At 61.5% G+C, this 16,306-nt stretch carries 15 protein-coding genes; 6 read left to right on the top strand and 9 right to left on the bottom strand.

Translation table 11 applies throughout. The features are described from left to right. Positions 1–89 precede the first annotated feature (89 nt). The 9 genes from lysS to PLJ71_03135 all read right to left on the bottom strand — a co-directional run bounded on the left by lysS (position 90) and on the right by PLJ71_03135 (position 9,023). On the bottom strand, positions 90–1,652 hold the full coding sequence (gene lysS, locus PLJ71_03175; GenBank protein HQM47659.1) for a lysine--tRNA ligase: 1,563 nt from the start codon (positions 1,650–1,652) through the stop codon (positions 90–92). 81 nt (positions 1,653–1,733) lie between these two features. Continuing rightward, positions 1,734–2,846, bottom strand: coding sequence for a peptide chain release factor 2 (gene prfB / locus PLJ71_03170; protein HQM47658.1), 1,113 nt, complete (start codon positions 2,844–2,846; stop codon positions 1,734–1,736). Between the two features lie 40 nt (positions 2,847–2,886). Then, positions 2,887–3,723, bottom strand: a complete 837-nt coding sequence (locus PLJ71_03165; GenBank protein ID HQM47657.1) for a phosphatidate cytidylyltransferase — start codon at positions 3,721–3,723, stop codon at positions 2,887–2,889. 3 nt (positions 3,724–3,726) lie between these two features. Beyond that, positions 3,727–4,446: a polyprenyl diphosphate synthase gene (gene uppS / locus PLJ71_03160; GenBank protein ID HQM47656.1), complete on the bottom strand. Its 720-nt coding sequence runs from the start codon at positions 4,444–4,446 to the stop codon at positions 3,727–3,729. Between the two features lie 128 nt (positions 4,447–4,574). Next, a complete protein-coding gene (frr, locus tag PLJ71_03155; protein ID HQM47655.1) occupies positions 4,575–5,132 on the bottom strand; it encodes a ribosome recycling factor in 558 nt (185 codons plus the stop codon). A gap of 3 nt (positions 5,133–5,135) precedes the next feature. Then, complete coding sequence (pyrH, locus tag PLJ71_03150) at positions 5,136–5,855, bottom strand: UMP kinase (GenBank protein HQM47654.1); 720 nt, start codon at positions 5,853–5,855, stop codon at positions 5,136–5,138. Positions 5,856–5,860: 5 nt separating this feature from the next. Continuing rightward, a complete protein-coding gene (gene tsf / locus PLJ71_03145) occupies positions 5,861–6,490 on the bottom strand; it encodes a translation elongation factor Ts (GenBank protein ID HQM47653.1) in 630 nt (209 codons plus the stop codon). Between the two features lie 62 nt (positions 6,491–6,552). Further along, positions 6,553–7,392, bottom strand: a complete 840-nt coding sequence (gene rpsB, locus PLJ71_03140) for a 30S ribosomal protein S2 (protein ID HQM47652.1) — start codon at positions 7,390–7,392, stop codon at positions 6,553–6,555. A gap of 200 nt (positions 7,393–7,592) precedes the next feature. Further along, complete coding sequence (locus tag PLJ71_03135) at positions 7,593–9,023, bottom strand: MATE family efflux transporter (protein ID HQM47651.1); 1,431 nt, start codon at positions 9,021–9,023, stop codon at positions 7,593–7,595. A 315-nt stretch (positions 9,024–9,338) separates the two neighbouring features. On the opposite strand from PLJ71_03135, the gene PLJ71_03130 reads away from it, so the two are divergent. The 6 genes from PLJ71_03130 to PLJ71_03105 form a co-directional block, all read left to right on the top strand. Next, the gene (locus tag PLJ71_03130; GenBank protein ID HQM47650.1) at positions 9,339–9,971 is read left to right on the top strand and encodes a hypothetical protein; all 633 of its coding nucleotides are present in this window, start codon (positions 9,339–9,341) and stop codon (positions 9,969–9,971) included. Continuing rightward, positions 9,971–10,501 (top strand): pentapeptide repeat-containing protein, encoded by a 531-nt coding sequence (locus tag PLJ71_03125; protein ID HQM47649.1) that lies wholly within the window; start codon positions 9,971–9,973, stop codon positions 10,499–10,501. The genes PLJ71_03130 and PLJ71_03125 overlap by 1 nt, the downstream gene beginning before the upstream one ends. Beyond that, positions 10,501–11,058, top strand: coding sequence for an MBL fold metallo-hydrolase (locus PLJ71_03120; GenBank protein ID HQM47648.1), 558 nt, complete (start codon positions 10,501–10,503; stop codon positions 11,056–11,058). Before PLJ71_03125 ends, PLJ71_03120 begins: the two co-directional genes overlap by 1 nt. Positions 11,059–11,188: 130 nt before the next feature. Beyond that, positions 11,189–12,463: a 3-phosphoshikimate 1-carboxyvinyltransferase gene (gene aroA, locus PLJ71_03115; protein HQM47647.1), complete on the top strand. Its 1,275-nt coding sequence runs from the start codon at positions 11,189–11,191 to the stop codon at positions 12,461–12,463. A 71-nt stretch (positions 12,464–12,534) separates the two neighbouring features. Next, positions 12,535–13,866, top strand: coding sequence for a chorismate synthase (locus PLJ71_03110; GenBank protein ID HQM47646.1), 1,332 nt, complete (start codon positions 12,535–12,537; stop codon positions 13,864–13,866). Positions 13,867–14,005: 139 nt separating this feature from the next. Then, positions 14,006–16,306, top strand: a 2,301-nt coding sequence (locus PLJ71_03105; protein ID HQM47645.1) for an alpha-N-acetylglucosaminidase TIM-barrel domain-containing protein, incomplete at its 3' end; no start/stop codon positions are given.

The following is a 16,306-nucleotide window of genomic DNA, read 5'->3' as shown; positions in this document are numbered from 1 at the left end:
CGGCTCTTGCGCTTTCCCCGCAGGTACCGGCTCGCTATGAACGCTTCAAACCGCATGCAAACTGCCTTTCTTCGACCAAGGCCGCACCGTCAGCTTGTTTTGACGTTTCCTTCTCCGGAAATAGGTGGAAATGTTGTGTCGCCCGCCGCCTCGATGGTCCGCAGTTGGGGAAACAGGATCACTTCGCGAATCGAGGCCTTATTCGTCAGCAGCATGGCCAGCCGGTCGACTCCGATGCCCAGCCCCGCCGTAGGAGGCATGCCGAGCTCAAGAGCCGTGATGTAATCGTTGTCGAGGTACTGGGCCTCATCGTCGCCCCGTTCACGCTGCCGCACCTGGTCCATGAACCGTTCCCGCTGATCGATGGGGTCGTTCAACTCGCTGAACGCGTTGCCCAGCTCCATGCCCGCAACGAAAAGCTGGAACCGCTCGGTCAGGCTGGGATTTCCGCGCTTCTTCTTCGCCAAAGGGGAGATCTCCAGCGGATAATCGTAAAGGAACGTGGGCTGGACCAGGTTGGGCTTCACTTTCTCCGACATAACCTCGTCCACGATCTTTCCATATCCCATGTGGTCCTCGATGAGGCAGCCCGCGCCTTCCGCGAGCTCCGCCGCGGCGTTCCGGTCGTCCTTGTGGGGCTCGAGATCGATGCGGGCATGCTCCCGGATAGCCTCGAACAGCGAGATGCGCTTCCAGGGGCGGGTCATGTCGATGGTTTGCCCCAGGTAGTCGAAGGCAGTGTCCCCGGTCACCTCGCGGGCGACATCGGCGAGCATCTCCTCCGTGGTGTCCATCAATCCCATGTAATCCTGATAGGCTTCATAGAGTTCCATCATGGTGAACTCGGGATTGTGCAGCGTGTCAACTCCTTCATTGCGGAAGCTGCGGTTGAGTTCGAAGACCTTTTCGAACCCGCCGACGATCAAGCGTTTGAGGTGGAGTTCCGGCGCGATCCGAAGATAGAAATTCCGATCGAACGTGTTGTGATGCGTGACAAAGGGGCGCGCGGTCGCCCCTCCTGGAATGTGGTGCAGCATGGGCGTCTCGACCTCGAGGAATCCCCGCGCCGTCAGCCACTGCCGCAGCGTGCTGATGATCTTGATGCGGCGGCGAAACGTCTCGAGCACTTCCGGATTCGACACCATGTCGAGGTGCCGCTGGCGGTACCGGGTCTCGACGTCCGTCAACCCGTGCCATTTCTCGGGCAAGGGCCGCAACGATTTCGTGAGAAGCGTGTACTCCTCCGCGCGTACCGTCACCTCGCCGCGGCGGGTGCGGAACACCTGTCCCGCGATGCCCAGAAAATCGCCGATATCGAGATCTTTGAGGTGCTCGTAGGCCGCATCGCCCAACTCGTTCTGGCGGAAGAAAACCTGCAGGCGGTCCGATTCGTCGCGCAGGTCGGCAAAGGTCACCTTGCCTTGTCCGCGCAGGGCCACCATGCGCCCGGCGACCGTAACCGGCACGTTCAGCTGCTCGGGCTCGTGCGCGTCTTTCTCGGCGGTTTCGAAGGCGGCCCGCGCCTCGGCGATCGAACACGAACGCCGGAACGCGTATTTGAAGGGCTCGTCGCCGCGTTCGCGGAAACGCGCCATCTTCTCGATGCGGTTCTCGATAAGCTGCTGTTCGGTCGAGTGATGTTCCTCGGTCATGTCCTGTTCCCTGTTACGGCGGTTTTCGGAGCGCCCTGCTGTCATTTTCCGGATGGGCTCCTGACGTCTCCCGTTCGTCTCCTAATTGCTTCTGTGGCGTTTCAGGTTCCACTTGAGAAACGCCTCCACCAGTTCGTCGAGGTCTCCGTCCAGCACGGCGTCGATGTTTCCGATCTGGACGTCGGTGCGGTGGTCTTTCACCATCTGGTAGGGATGCAGTACGTAGCTCCGGATCTGGCTTCCCCAGGCGACGTCCTGCTGATCTTCGCGGTGCGCCATTGCCTCCTCTTCCTTTTTCTTCAATTCGATGTCGTATAGTTTTGCTTTCAACATCTGGAGGGCCGTTTCGCGGTTGCGGTGCTGGGAACGCTCGATCTGGCACGCCACCACGAGCCCCGTCGGCAGATGGGTCAGGCGTACTGCCGAACTTGTCTTGTTCACTTTCTGCCCGCCGGGACCGCTCGACTTGAATACGTCCATTTTCAGGTCTTCTTCCTTGATCTCGATGGGGGCATCGTCCTCAAACTCGGGCACGATCTCGATGGCCGCGAACGACGTGTGCCGGCGGCTGTTGGCGTCGAAGGGCGAGATACGCACCAGCCGGTGCACGCCTTCTTCCGATTTGAGTTTGCCGTATGCGAAAGGCCCTTCGACCCGCAGGGTGGCGCTCTTAAGCCCGGCCTCGTCGCCGGGGATGTAGTCGGCAAGTTCCACATCGAATTCCTGACGCTCGCAATATCGAATGATCATGCGGTAGAGCATCGAAGCCCAATCGCACGATTCGGTTCCGCCCGCGCCGGGATGGATGTTAACCAGGGCGGGTCTCGAATCGCGGGGATCCATGAAAAGACTGGTCAACTCGAGCTGCTCGAGCTTTTTCGACAGGTCCTGGGCGAGCTGCGCGATCTCGCCGCTTATGGAAGGATCCCCCTCGGCCTGGCCCAGTTCGACCAGCACCAGGGCGTCGTCCAGTTCGCGCCGGAGCGCGTCGGGGGCCTCGACGATGGACTTGTGGCTCTTGAGCTGCTGGAGGAGCTTCTGGGCCTTCTCAGGCTCGTCCCAGAACCCCGGCTTGGCCATCTCGTTCTGGAGCTGTGCAATCGTGGCCTTTGTCGCATCGACATGGAGACACTTGCGAAGCTCCTGCAAACGCTCTGAATACTCCGCCAGTAGTTGCGCTTCTTCTTCGTACATTCCGTGTTTCCTTCACCAATCGCCGCTGTCCTCGGGCCCGTCAGCCTGCACAGAACGGCGTTACGAGATAATATAGAACCGGGGCCGCGAACAGAAAACCGTCGGTGCGGTCCAGCACTCCGCCGTGCCCCGGAAAGAAGTTGCCCGAATCCTTCACGCCGGCGTCGCGTTTGATACACGATTCCGTCAGGTCGCCAATCTGGGCGACGATCGAGACCAGGATTCCCGCGTGCGTGTATCGCCACAGAGACCAATCCGGCAGGGCGGTCATGCCCGCGCGCTCCCTCAGATACCAGAGCGCCGCCGTGCCTGCCACGGCGCAAAACAATCCCCCGAATGCGCCCTCCCATGTCTTGTTCGGACTCACCTTCGGAGCCATCTTGTGCTTTCCAATGGACGACCCCACGAAGAACGCGGCCGTATCCGTCAGAATCACGGCCACAAACAGCGTCGTTACCAGGCCGGGCCCGACGCCGGGCAGGCTTTGCATCATTGGAACATGCGCGCCGAACCACCCGATGTAGAACACGCCAAACACCGAACTCGACAGGCCGGCCACCGAATGGCAGCCGCGAACGATGTGCAGCGCCGAAACCAGCACGCAGCCGCCAAACAGAGCAAAGTTGGTCGTTACGGCGTCGCCGAAATGGCCGCTCATGGCCACGCAGGTGCCTGCGAGCATGCCGCCGATGGTCTCCGGAGAGATCTTTCGCGCGCGCACCATAGCGTAGTATTCGAAAAGGCCGACTGCGCTCAGTGCCCCGATGAACAGCGTGAGCAGCAGCCTCAAGCCGGGCGTCCAGATGAGCGTCATGAATATGGCCAACGCAACGAGACCGGTCACACTCCGCGCCAGCAGCTTGCTTCCTTTCGCCATCGTTCAGCGTCCTCCGAACCGGCGCTGGCGCCGCTGGTAGCGCGCGATGGCGTCGAGGAGATGCCGTTTCCTGAAATCCGGCCACAACACGCCGAGGGATACAATCTCCGCGTAGGACACCTGCCACAGCATGAAGTTGCTCAACCGCATCTCGCCGCTCGTGCGAATCAGCAGGTCGACGTCCGGAAGGCCGGGGACGTACAGCCGCCGCGAAAAAGCATCCTCGTCGATGTCTTCCGTCCGTAACGCGCCCGTTGCGGCATCAACGGCCAGCCGGCGCGCCGTATCCGCGATCTCCCCGCGCCCCCCGTAGTTGACGGCGACGTTGACCGTCATGGATTTGTTGTGGCGCGTGAGTTGCTCGCAGTGATCGAGGTCCGCCACAACGCGCTCCGAGAGGCCTTCGCGCCGGCCCATGATCGTTACCCGGATATCTTCCTTGTGAATGTTCTCCAGTTCCAGGCGAACGTACTTGCTCAGCAACCGGAACAATGCATTGACCTCGACCCGCGACCGGCGCCAGTTCTCCGTCGAAAAGGCATACAGCGACAACACTTTCACGCGGTGGAGTTCGCGGCAAGCCTTGATGGCCGCGCGCACGCTCTTGGCGCCGGCCTCATGCCCTTCCGCAAGGGACACGCCATGCTTCTCAGCCCACCGCCCGTTGCCGTCCATGATGATGGCGATATGCTGGGGCAGCCGTGTCATGTCCAGGTCGCGCATTTCACACCCAAGTCTTCTTGCCTGTCCGCCGCTGGCCGGGTCCCGGCCAAAACAAAGCCGCGGAGAGTCAGAGACAGCCCAACTCTCCGCGGCAAAGATTCGTTCAGTTGGGGTGGCGGGTCATGAGCCTATACTTCCATGATCTCGGCCTCTTTGGCCTTGAGCATCTCGTCAATTTTCTCGATATGATGATCGGTGACTTTCTGCAGCTGCTCGGTCAGCTTGTGCGCGTCGTCTTCGGGGATATCGCCGTCTTTCTGGCGCTTCTTGACCTCGTCGATCACGTAGCGCCGCACATTGCGCACGGCGATCCGGGCTTCTTCCGCCAGTTTGCCCACCAGTTTCACCAGGTCTTTTCGGCGCTCTTCGGTAAGTTGCGGGATGGGAATGCGGATCACGTGGCCGTCGTTGCTGGGCGTCAGATTCAGGGGCGACGCCAGGATCGCTTTCTCAATCGCTCCCACCTGCGACTTGTCCCACGGAGTTATCAGCAGCAGGCGGGGTTCAGGAGCCGCTACGTTGGCCATCTGGTTCAGTTTCATCCTGGTGCCGTATGCCTCGACCTCGATGGAGTCCAACAGCGCGACGGATGCGCGGCCCGTCCGAATGGTAGAGAGTTCGTGCGCGAACGCCTCCGCGCTTTTTTCCATCTTGCTTTGGGCTTCTTTCTCGAGTTCGTGTGACATGTGTCAATCTCCTTTCACCAGCGTGCCTATGCGTTCGCCCTGGAGCGCTTTCATGATACTGCCCGGCCTGGTCAGATTGAAAACCAGTATGGGAAGCTTGTTCTCGCGGCACAGCGAGATGGCTGTCGCATCCATGACGCGGAGATTGCGCGCGAGCGCTTCCGTATACGACAGTTCCCGGTACAACGTTGCCGAAGGGTTCTTTACCGGGTCCGCATCGTACACCCCGTCCACCTTGGTCGCTTTGAAGAGGATTTCCGCGCTGATCTCGCTGGCGCGAAGCGCCGCAGCCGTATCCGTAGTGAAAAAAGGATTGCCCGTGCCCGCGCCGAAGATTACCACGCGGCCTTTCTCGAGGTGCCGCAACGCCCGGCGCCGGATATAGGGTTCCGCGACTCCGCGCATCTCGATCGCCGTCATGACGCGTGTCGTCACGCCTTTGTTCTCGAGCATCGCCTGGATGGCCAGGGCGTTGATGACCGTGGCCAGCATGCCCATGTAGTCGCCCGTCGGGCGGTCGGGCCCCTGCGCCACGCCTTGCGCGCCGCGGTAGATGTTTCCGCCGCCAACGACCAGTCCCAACTCGACGCCGAGCGCGTGCGCCTCGGCGATCTCATCGCAAAACAGGCCGATGGTTTTGAAATCAATGCCCACCCCGCGGCTGGGCTCGAGCGCCTGGCCGCTCAGTTTCAACAACACGCGTTTGTAGGCCGGGTCAGGCACGCGCCTTACTCCTCATCCCCAGCCGGCTTCCTGCCATCGATAGCTTCACCCAGTTGAAACCGGGCGAATCGCCGAATGTCGATCTTTTCGCCGATCTTGCCGCTCAATTCCTTCATCAATTCCTCGATCGTCACATCGGGATTCTTGACGAATTCCTGGTCAAGCAGGCTGTTCTCTTTCAACCACTTGTTGAGCTTGCCCTCGACGATTTTCTGCTGCACAGTCTCCGGCCGGCCGGATTCCTTGGCCTGCACCGCGTAAATCGCCTTTTCCGCCTCGATTTCCTCGGGGGTGGCCTCGTCGCGGCGCACCCACCGCGGGGCGGTCGAGCAGATCTGCAGGCACACGTTCTTGCAGAACTCCTGGAAGAGTTCGCCGCGCGCCACGAAGTCCGTTTCGCAATTCACCTCGACCAGCACGCCGATCTTGCCGCCCATGTGAATATAGGAGGCTACCGAGCCCTCTTTTGCTTCGCGATCCTGCCGTTTCGCCGCGGAGGCAATACCCTTCTCCCGAAGCCAGTTTGCCGCCTTATCGAAATCGCCGTCACACTCCTGAAGCGCTTTCTTGCAGTCCATCATGCCGGCGCCGGTTGCTTCGCGCAGTTCCTTCACGTCTTTTGCCGTTACTCCCATCGTCCACTATTCTCCTTTATGCTGTCTGAGCGCCGCGCAGAGGTTTCAAGGGTCCTCTCTGGCTATTCATGCTCTTCGTCGTACTCTTGGAATTCCGATTCTTCTTCAGCGTCTTCGTCCTCGCCACCGGCGGCTTTTTCCTCGAGTTCCTCTTGTTCCGCCTCCGGAGTATGCATGGCGGCTTTGGCCGGGGCCGCCTTGGGCACGACGTATTTTTCGCTCTCGGCTTTACCCTCGATCACCGCGTCAGCGATGACCGAGCAGAACAAGCCGACGGCGCGGATAGCGTCGTCGTTGCCCGGAATCGGGAAAGACACCACGTCCGGATCCGAGTTTGTGTCAACAATGCCGATGCAGGGGATATTCAGACGCCGGGCTTCATTCACGGCGATATCCTCGCGACGCGTGTCGATGACGAACATGACTTGCGGAACGCCGGGCATGTTCTTGATGCCATCGAGATACTTCGCGAGGCGCGCCTTTTGCTTACGCATGCGCGCCGCCTCTTTCTTGCTGAACTTCTCCAGTTCCCCGCTGGATTCCATGTCTTCGAGTTTCTGGAGATTGCGGATGCTCACCTGGATCGTCTCGTAGTTGGTGAGGGTGCCGCCCAGCCAGCGGTTATTGACATAGTACATGCCGCACCGCTCGGCTTCGCGCTGGATGATTTCCTGGGCCTGGCGCTTCGTGCCCACGAACAGCACGTGGCCGCCAGCGGCAACGGCTTCACGAACGAACGACCGGGCCCGGTTGAGTTGGCGCAAGGTCTTCTGCAAATCGATGATGTAGATACCGTTGCGCGCGCCGAAGATATACTTCTTCATCTTCGGGTTCCAACGGCGTGTTTGGTGGCCGAAGTGGATACCGGCCTCGAGAAGGTTCTTCATGGTGACGGCTGTCATCGTCCGTACTCCTTTCGGGTTGCGCCTCGGGGTTCTTGATGGCTGACCCGGTCTCATAACCGGGCACCCTGTCCATGCCTATCCGGGGATAGGGAACCCCTGTGAATTTGGAATCGGCGGAGTTTAGCATATTTCGGACCAACAGCGCAAACTGTTGCAGCAACGTGGGATTACAACGCCTGGCCGCCCGTGGCCGGCGCCTACTCGGGAACGGATACGCGGTCTTTCTCGAAAATCTTGATGTCGCGCCACCGTTCGCCGTGAAACCGCCAGAAAAGGAGTCCGCTCAGCCCGATAGTATAGATAGTGGCGCCCAGCCACGCCCCCTTCGCCTCCCACCCCAGTCCTGGGAGGTCCCAACCGGCCGGGATTCCCGGAATACGCGATACCGGCACTTCGCCCATGCACAGAAACGCCGCAAGAGGCAGAAACACGCAATACGACGCCAAGGACATCACCCACATCACCCAGCGCGTATCGCCCGCGCCCCGCAACGCGCCCAATACGACGATGTTGACCGCGTCAAAGGCCTGGTAACACGCGGCCAGAATCAGGATCACCGCTGCAATCTCGACAACCTGCGGGTCCGTGCTGAAAAAAACGCGGGTCAGGGGCTTGGCGAATATGGCGAAACACAGTCCCGCCGCCGTCATGTAGCAGATGGCAATCTTGATCGCCGTATGCGTGCGGGTCTTGGCCATGGGGATGTTGCCCCGGCCAATCCATTGTCCCACGATGGGGGCGACGGCGTGATTCAGCCCGACCGCGGGCATAAACGCGAGATGCAGGAAATTGATGGCCACATTGTGCGCCGCCATTTGAACTTCTCCACAACGTCCCACGAGAAGGCTGGTGAACACACCCCAATTGAAAACATCAAGGAAGAAACTCAAGCCCGCGGGCCACCCTATACGCACCAGCTCACGCACCTTCTGCCAGTTGAAAACGTACCGCGACCGCGTCTGGAATTCCCGGTCCAGCGACTTCGACAGAAACAACGCTTGCAGTATCACGGTCTGCACGCCCATGGCGATTACCGTGGCCCATGCCGCCCCCGCCACTTCCATCCGCGGAAATCCGAACTTGCCATAGATGAGGAGGTAGTTGAGAACCAAGTTGATGCCGTTGGCGAACCAGGCCGCGTACATCGGCACACTGGGACGGTTCACCGCCTGGAAGAACGACGTCAGCGCTGCCGGCCAACACATGAACACGAATCCGGCCATCCGGATCTGGAAATACTGGACCTCGAGCCGGGTGACCTCCGGCGTGTGGCCCATCAGACCGAACAGGTCGTCGGCAAACGGCCATACGGCCATGCCGAAAACGCCGCCGGCCAAACCGATATACACCCCCTGCCATGCGTAGCTCGCGCCTTGTTCCTTTTCGCCCCGCCCGAGGCTCTGCGCGGCAAACGTCGACACGCACCCTGATATTCCAAGGAAAAACGTGGAGAAAATAAAGAACCACAATCCCGCCGGAGCCGTGGCGGCCAACTGCTCGGTTCCAAGCCGGGAAACCATGACTTGGTCGGCGAACTGCATCAAGACATACGAAAGCTGCCCGAACACGATAGGGACCGCCATCCTGCTGACCTCGATGAGTCCTTCGTATCGATGTGAGCGTTCCATGATGTCCAGTTCTAGTATGCATTTCCGCCGCCAAAACGGCGGCTATTGTGTTTGATATGAATAACGCAGGCCGGGATTCTATTCCTATGACCTGCCCGCTGAATGCTCCCCGTGGAGTCCGGATGCCAAGCACGATACGGTACCATTGCCGCCCATCCTCTGTCACGGGCAATATGCGCACCTGGCAACTGGGGACCTGTACAAATCGCCCTCCCCGGCGCGGCTGCGCGTCCCCAATTTCGATTCAAGAGCGTTCTGGTAGCGCTCCCGGGCGTCCTTTGATAAGATAGAGGTCTCAATTGGGAGGGAACGGCTGTGTCGGAAGAACTGGAAAAACTTGCCAGACAACTTCGTGATGCCCAGGCGGGGTGGGTGGTGCGGCGCGATGCCGCGCAAGAGCTGGGAAGAATTGCGTGCTTCGCCCTCGAGGTACTGCACGAGCATGCCGACGAGATGGACGTGGACGTGCGCCGCGTGGTCGACCTGGCTCTTGGCGAGGCAAGCGCCTTCCTGGCGGGCGTGCCGCCCTCGCCGCAGGTCAAGCAATACACGCTCGAAGAATTGGCCAAGGCCTGCGCCAAAGAAGGCGAGCGCGTGGTCGCTCCGCACGGCAAAGGGTTCGTGGTCCAGGTGACGCTGAAGAATGGCCGCCATCAGGCGGTCTGCTTGAACCAGCATAAGCGCAAGGATGGCACGGAGCTCATACGCGTGTTCACCGAGTGTGGAAAACCGCGTGAGGATGCATTTGAATGGGCCCTGCGGGCCAACATGAAGATTTCTCACGGAGCTCTCGCGCTCAGCAAGGACGGCGGAGAGGAGCGCCTGGTGTTGACCGATTGTTACCTCGCGCATGCGGCGACGCCAGCCGAAATCAAGGCTTCCGTGAAGGAATTGGCCTACTACGGCGATTGGATCGAGAGCAAACTGGGCGAGTTGGACGATTTCTGATGGCTGACGAGTTGCCCGTTGATGACAGGGAGGCGCTGATTGCCGCGCTTCGGCAGGGACGGGGTATCGGAGCGCGGCTGCGCAAGCCCGACCTCGCAGGCGCGGACCTCTCGGGCGCCGATCTGACCGATGCCCGCCTTTCAGGGGCAAACCTGGCTGGTGCAAACCTCTCGAAGGCCATTCTGCGGGGCGCCTTTCTCGATGGGGCCGATCTCAGCGGGGCCGATCTGACCGGCGCCGACCTCGAGTTTGCCGTGCTGGGCGGCGCGAACGTGTCCCGGGGGGTTTTCAAGGGGGCTGTGGTGCGCCGCGCGAACCTGGTGGGCGTTTTGGGCGAGGGGGCCGTTTTCGACGGCGCGGACCTGTATTACTCGCGTCCGGGAAATGCGAACTTCACGGGCGCAACGTTTCGTAACGCTAACGTCCAGCGCGCCATATTCCGGCGCGCCAACCTCACGAACGCCGATTTCAGAGGGGCGGCGGGACAGGCGAACTTCGAGAATGCAACCCTCACGGGGATGCGCCGGTGATGTTCAAGCACTTTCTGACATCCGCCAACGAAGGCAACGCATTCATCTTGGCCTGCGACGAGACCCGCGAGGCTATTCTCGTCGATGTGGGGGAGTTCGAGCCCGAGATGGCCGAATACATCGAAACGGAGAAGTTGAACCTCACGAGCATTTTCATTACCCACGACCATTATGACCACAGCGGCGGCCTTCGCGAGGCCGTCGACCGTTACGGAGCGGCCGTGTACGCCGGCGCCGCCCATCCGGGAGGATGCAAAGCCAGGAAGGTCGCCCACGGCGATCTTATTCGCGTTGGAACTCTCGCGGGCAAGGTTATCGCCACGCCCGGTCATACGCCCGACGCGCTCAGCCTTGCGTTTCCAGGGATGGTCTTTACCGGCGACGCGCTCTTTGCCGGCTCGGTGGGCGGCACATCATCGCCAGCGCAGGCCAAACAGCAACTCGATGCCATCAAGAAGCACATCTTCAGCCTTCCTCCCGAAACCGAAATCCACACCGGCCATGGGCCGTCATCGACCGTCGCCATCGAAAGCCGATACAATCCCTTTTTTGTCTGACCGCGGTTTGCGCCACGCACGTCCCGCCCCCGCACCTCAATCTTTGACTGTCCGTTATCCGGCACGCTATCATCCCGCATCATCGCCGCCGGAGAGCGGCGCTTGCTGGCGTGGAAGAGATGGTGCATCCATGGACCTGATTTGCGAGAGAAGCGCCCTTCGGGGCGAGGTGGACATCCCCGGCTCGAAGTCGCACACCATCCGTGCAGTTGCGATTGCCGCGTTGGCCGAGGGCAAGAGCGTCATCCGCCAGCCGCTGGAATCCAAGGACGCGGAGGCCTGTGTGGCTGTGTACCGGGCGTTTGGCGCGGAAATGGCCATCACGCCCGAAGCGTGGCACGTGCAGGGTCTGGGCGGTGAGTTGCGCACGCCCGAAAACGTGATCGACGTCGCTAACTCCGGCACGAGCCTGCGCATAGCCATGGGCTCGGCGGCGCTGCTTCGCACGGGTATAGCGGTGCTTACCGGCGACGCCCAGATCCGGAGGCGGCCCGCCGGCCCGCTGGCCCGCTCGCTGACCGGCCTGGGCGCGCGGGTATGGTCGACGCGGGACAACGGCTGCGCGCCTTTTGTTGTCGAGGGGCGCTTGCGCGGCGGCAAGACCTCGATCGAGGCCGTAACCAGCCAGTACCTGTCCAGTCTCCTGATGGCGGCGCCGCTGGCGGATGGCGACACCGAGATCGATGTGCCCCTGCTCAACGAAGCCCCCTACGTGATGATGACGCTCGATTGGCTCGAGCGCCAGGGGATCGCCATCGAGCGCGACGGTCTCCGGTGGTTTCGCGTGCGCGGCGGGCAGCGTTATGCGGCCTTCGACCGGCGCATCCCGGGCGATTTCTCGTCTGCAACCTTCTTCCTGGCCGCGGGCGCGCTCGAGGGGAACAATATTCTGTCGCGCGGTCTTGATATGAGCGAAGTCCAGGGCGACAAGGCGGTCGTGGACTATCTCCGCGCCATGGGGGCGGATGTGGCCGAGGAACAAACCGGCGTGCGGGTGCGGCCAAAGGCGCTCCGGGGGACCGAGCTCGACCTGAACGCCACGCCCGATGCGCTGCCCATGATGGCCGTGCTGGGCTGTTTCGCCGAAGGCACTACACGGCTGGTGAACGTGCCCCAGGCGCGCCTCAAGGAAACCGACCGGATCGCCGTCATGCGCCAGGAACTCACGAAACTCGGCGCGCGCGTCGAGGAACTGGACGACGGCCTTGTCATTCACCACAGCATGCTGCACGGCGGGGAAGTCGACGGCCAGGACGACCACCGCGTCGTCATGGCCCTGGCCGTGTGCGCGACGCAGATTGCCGGGCCGGTTCGAATCCGGGGTTATGAAGCGGCCGGTATCACGTATCCGAAGTTTGTCGAGGATCTGACGCGGTTGGGCGGGGCGGCGCGCATCGCCGGATAGCGAGCGGCGGTCCGCTGGCCGTATCCAGAATCGATGGTGTACAAGAGAGGGACACGAAGGAGAGGGAAACCATGCTTGGCTGCACCTATGGCACCATGTTCAAAACGGCGGTGGCGGGCGGGTCGTATCAGGAGGGCCTGACGGTTCATCTTCAAGGCGTGCCCACGGGCATGCTCATCACCGAAGAGATGATCTATCGGGACCTGTTGCTGCGCAAGCCCGGCCAGGGTGAACTGACGTCCCCGCGGCGCGAACCCGACTTGCCCGTCATTTACAGCGGGGTCAACGCGGCGAACACCATGCCGGGATTCGAAAACAAGGGCAAAACGAATGGCACGCCGCTGGTGGTGCTCATTCCCAACCTCGATCGCCACTTCGAGCACATCGAACAATACCAGGTGACCAACCGCACGCCACGGCCTGGCCATGCCTCATACGCGTCCTATCAGAAATACGGCGAAAACGACGATTCGATCGGAGCGGGGTTCTTCAGCGGGCGGTATACGTCGACTATCGTCGCCGCTGGCGCGGTGGCAAAACGGGTGCTCGCGGACCACGGCATCGACATCTTCGGCTATGTCAAGGAAGCCGCGGGCGTAAGGGCCGCCGAGATGCCCCGCGGCGAGGTCCGCGCAAAAGTCGGGATCTTTCGCGAAGTGCGCCGCAAATGCGACGTGATCTACAACTGGGTATTCGGCGCCAACCGATTCCACGCGGACATGCGGTTCCTCGAGAAGATGGCCGTTCTCGCGGAGCTCGAAAAGAACCTCATCGAGATTCGCAACAGCGCCGAACCCATCGATATGGCGGCCGTCAGCAAGGAAGCGGGCGTCCATCCCCTGTTGAACTGCCCGGACGTCGACGCCGCTCACGCCATGTACAAACGCATTGTCGAAATCCGCGACGAGGGGGATTCCAGCGGCGGGGTCTGCGAAGTCGTGGCTACGGGCGTCCCGGCGGGGGTGGGCGAACCAGTCTTCAACAAGCTCGATGGCGAACTGGGCCGCATGATGAGCATCGGAACCATCAAAGCGGTCGAGATCGGCGCCGGTATGCAGGTTAAGGACATGCGCGGCTCCGAGTGCAACGACCAGATGCGCGCGAAAAACGGCAAGGCCGTATTTCAGAGCAACAACGCGGGCGGCATCACCGGCGGGCTCACCACGGGACAGGACCTCGTTGTACGGCTCGCGGTCAAGCCCACCCCGACTATCGCCAAAGACCAGCACACCGTCGACAAAGTCTCGATGAAGAACGCCACCCTGTCGGCCGTGACGCGCCGCGACCCGACCATTGTCGCACGTGTGTGGCCCGTCGCCGAGGCATTCATGGCCATCATCCTGCTGGACCAGCTGGCCATGTACTACGGATACCGCGCCCTGCAGGAAAAGGTCACCGGCTGACCGGCCCTTCACAGCCCAGGGGCGTTCCCGGCCGCGATGCGCCGCGGATGCCCGTCCTCTGATTGGCATGTTGCCGTGTGGTGAACCCGCCCGTTTCGTGGTATGTTTGGCGAGCACAAACAGGAACAGGGGGCAAATCATGAAAAGCGTCTTTGCGGCAGCGGTCATGCTGATGCCGGTTTTCTCGCAGCCGAGCGCGTTTGCGGCCGAAGCCGTCCCGCCGGCAGCCGTTGCGCCTCGTGCCATTACCGTCGTTGCGCCGCCCACAGGCGAAAAAGCCTACGAGATCGCCGCCGGCGATTTTGTCGAGCTATGGACCCGCGTGACGGGCCGTGCTCCTGCGTTGGCGAGTCCTGAGAGCATACCCGTGTCGGGCGATCTGGTCCTGATTGGTTCGGACGCGGTCAATCCTGTCGTGCACGATTTGATTCGTCGCGGCGTCCTGGAATCCCTGGGCCTGCAATACGGCTCGGACAGTTACCGTGTCTTGTCGGTGGACGCCGGGCCTTGCCGCTACCTGCTCGTCGCGGGCGGCAGCGGCCGCTCCACCATATATGCCGTCTACGACTTCTTCCGACGACACGCGGGCGTGGAGTATTTCTGGGATGGCGACGTGGTCCCGCGTCTTCCCGAACTCGATCTCGCCGGGGTGGACATTGCCGAGAAGCCCCGGTTCAGCTACCGGGGCTTGCGGTATTTCGCTCATCGCGGGCTGCACCGTTTCCAGGCCGAGCATTGGAACCTCGAGGACTGGAAACACGAGATCGATTGGCTGCTCAAGAAACGCTTCAACCTGTTCATGATGCGCACGGGTCACGACGACCTCTTTCAAAGAGCCTTTCCGGACGATGTGCCCTATCCGCCCACCGACACACAGGACCCCGACGCGAAAGAGCGCTCGTACGACGACCGCACGTCCTTCTGGCCCCTGCAATACCGCGGCGAACTGCGAAAAGAAGTGCTGCAGTATGCCCGCGATCGGGGATTGCTCCATCCGGAAGACACGGGCACCATCACCCACTGGTACTCGCACACCCCCAGCTCGTTCTACCGAAGCTTCCCCGATTTCCCGGTGGTGACCGACCAAAAGACAGGATACTCTCTACCTACGGCGGCCATTTGGGACATCGACGACGAGCGGGCATGGGACGCTTACTGGAAGCTCACGGAAACCCATATCCGCGAATTCGGGTCCCCGCGGCTCTTTCACACCATCGGCATGGCCGAACGCAGCTTCGGCGAAACCCGGCGCGACAGTCTCCAGAAGAAACTTTACGCCTATCGCAAGACGCAGCAGAAAATTCGCGAACACTACCCCGACGCGCCGTTGCTGATCGCCAGTTGGGACCTGGCGAATCAGTGGGTCGACGAAGAAGTCCGCGTGTTGCTCAACGAATTCGATCCCGAGCGGACGGTCCTTCTGGATTACACCGCCGACGATGCTGCCAAATGCAATTTCCGCGACTGGAACGTGCTCGGGCGATTCCCCTGGATATTCGGCATGTTGCATGGCTACGCCTGGAACAGCGACATCCACGGCGATTACACCCTGCTCGCCGAACGCCTCCGGACGGCTGCCGAAGATCCCATGTGCAAAGGGTATGTGCTGTGGTCGGAGATATCGCATAACGACACGTTCATGCTCGAGTACCTCGCCGATAACGCTTGGCAGCCCGATGATTTGACGGCGCCGGCCGCAACCGTGCGTTTCTGCCGGAGCCGGTACCCGCTTGAATTGGCCGCTCAGATGGAGCCGCTCTGGACGTTGATGCTCGTCATTTCGCAAAGCGAAAACTGGTCCATGCGCGATCCCTCAAGGAATGTGACCTTCTCCTCGCCGCAGTTTCACATGCTTACCAACACGATGTGGGCGAACTTGTCCGCAAAGCGTCAAGACCAGGTGAATGCCGGGTACGAACGCATGGCGGCATGTCTGCGGCCCGCCCCCGAGATGCTGGGCGCTCTGGCCGACTTGACCGAGACCGCCTGCGGCAATGCCCAGTGGCGGCGCGACGCGCTGGATATGGGGCGCACCACGGCCAACCGGGCCCTTACCGCTACGGTGCTTCATGCCGGCCGGATGGTCCATGCCTGGCGTCAACAGCAAGCCGATGCCGCCTCTATCCGGCAAGTGGCCGAGTTGAACCGCGAGTTGCTTGACGCGCTGTGCGGTCTGCTGGCCCAATCCGACGATTTCTCGATGGCGGCAAGTTTGCGGCAGCTCGAGGAGGCCAAACCCCTGGGCGGCGTTTTGCCTGCGCTGAACCCGCACACGGAACTGACGCTCAAAGGCAATGCCGAGAACGAATATTGTCGCAGCCACCACTTCGAGTTGGCGTATCACGTGTATCGCAAGGAGCTGGCCGCTTTTTGGGACTATGTCCTGGCGCGCGTGGATTCCGGCGAGCGCGCGGAGTGGCCGTTCCCTCCGGAATTCACC

The organism is Candidatus Hydrogenedentota bacterium (assembly GCA_035416745.1).
Taxonomy (GTDB): Bacteria; Hydrogenedentota; Hydrogenedentia; order Hydrogenedentales; family SLHB01; genus UBA2224.
The sequence above is the reverse complement of the archived record's forward strand: the minus strand, read 5'-3'. Positions and strand labels throughout refer to the sequence as shown.

Bases quoted from the DNA above. Each gene is read 5' to 3' on its own strand.
- rpsB (HQM47652.1), bottom strand. From the start codon at position 7,392: ATGACAGCCGTCACCATGAAGAACCTTCTCGAGGCCGGTATCCACTTC.
- PLJ71_03110 (HQM47646.1), top strand. From the start codon at position 12,535: ATGCTTGGCTGCACCTATGGCACCATGTTCAAAACGGCGGTGGCGGGC.
- PLJ71_03135 (HQM47651.1), bottom strand. From the start codon at position 9,023: ATGGAACGCTCACATCGATACGAAGGACTCATCGAGGTCAGCAGGATG.
- PLJ71_03120 (HQM47648.1), top strand. From the start codon at position 10,501: ATGTTCAAGCACTTTCTGACATCCGCCAACGAAGGCAACGCATTCATC.
- frr (HQM47655.1), bottom strand. From the start codon at position 5,132: ATGTCACACGAACTCGAGAAAGAAGCCCAAAGCAAGATGGAAAAAAGC.
- lysS (HQM47659.1), bottom strand. From the start codon at position 1,652: ATGACCGAGGAACATCACTCGACCGAACAGCAGCTTATCGAGAACCGC.
- PLJ71_03165 (HQM47657.1), bottom strand. From the start codon at position 3,723: ATGGCGAAAGGAAGCAAGCTGCTGGCGCGGAGTGTGACCGGTCTCGTT.
- prfB (HQM47658.1), bottom strand. From the start codon at position 2,846: ATGTACGAAGAAGAAGCGCAACTACTGGCGGAGTATTCAGAGCGTTTG.
- PLJ71_03125 (HQM47649.1), top strand. From the start codon at position 9,971: ATGGCTGACGAGTTGCCCGTTGATGACAGGGAGGCGCTGATTGCCGCG.
- aroA (HQM47647.1), top strand. From the start codon at position 11,189: ATGGACCTGATTTGCGAGAGAAGCGCCCTTCGGGGCGAGGTGGACATC.
- tsf (HQM47653.1), bottom strand. From the start codon at position 6,490: ATGGGAGTAACGGCAAAAGACGTGAAGGAACTGCGCGAAGCAACCGGC.
- uppS (HQM47656.1), bottom strand. From the start codon at position 4,446: ATGCGCGACCTGGACATGACACGGCTGCCCCAGCATATCGCCATCATC.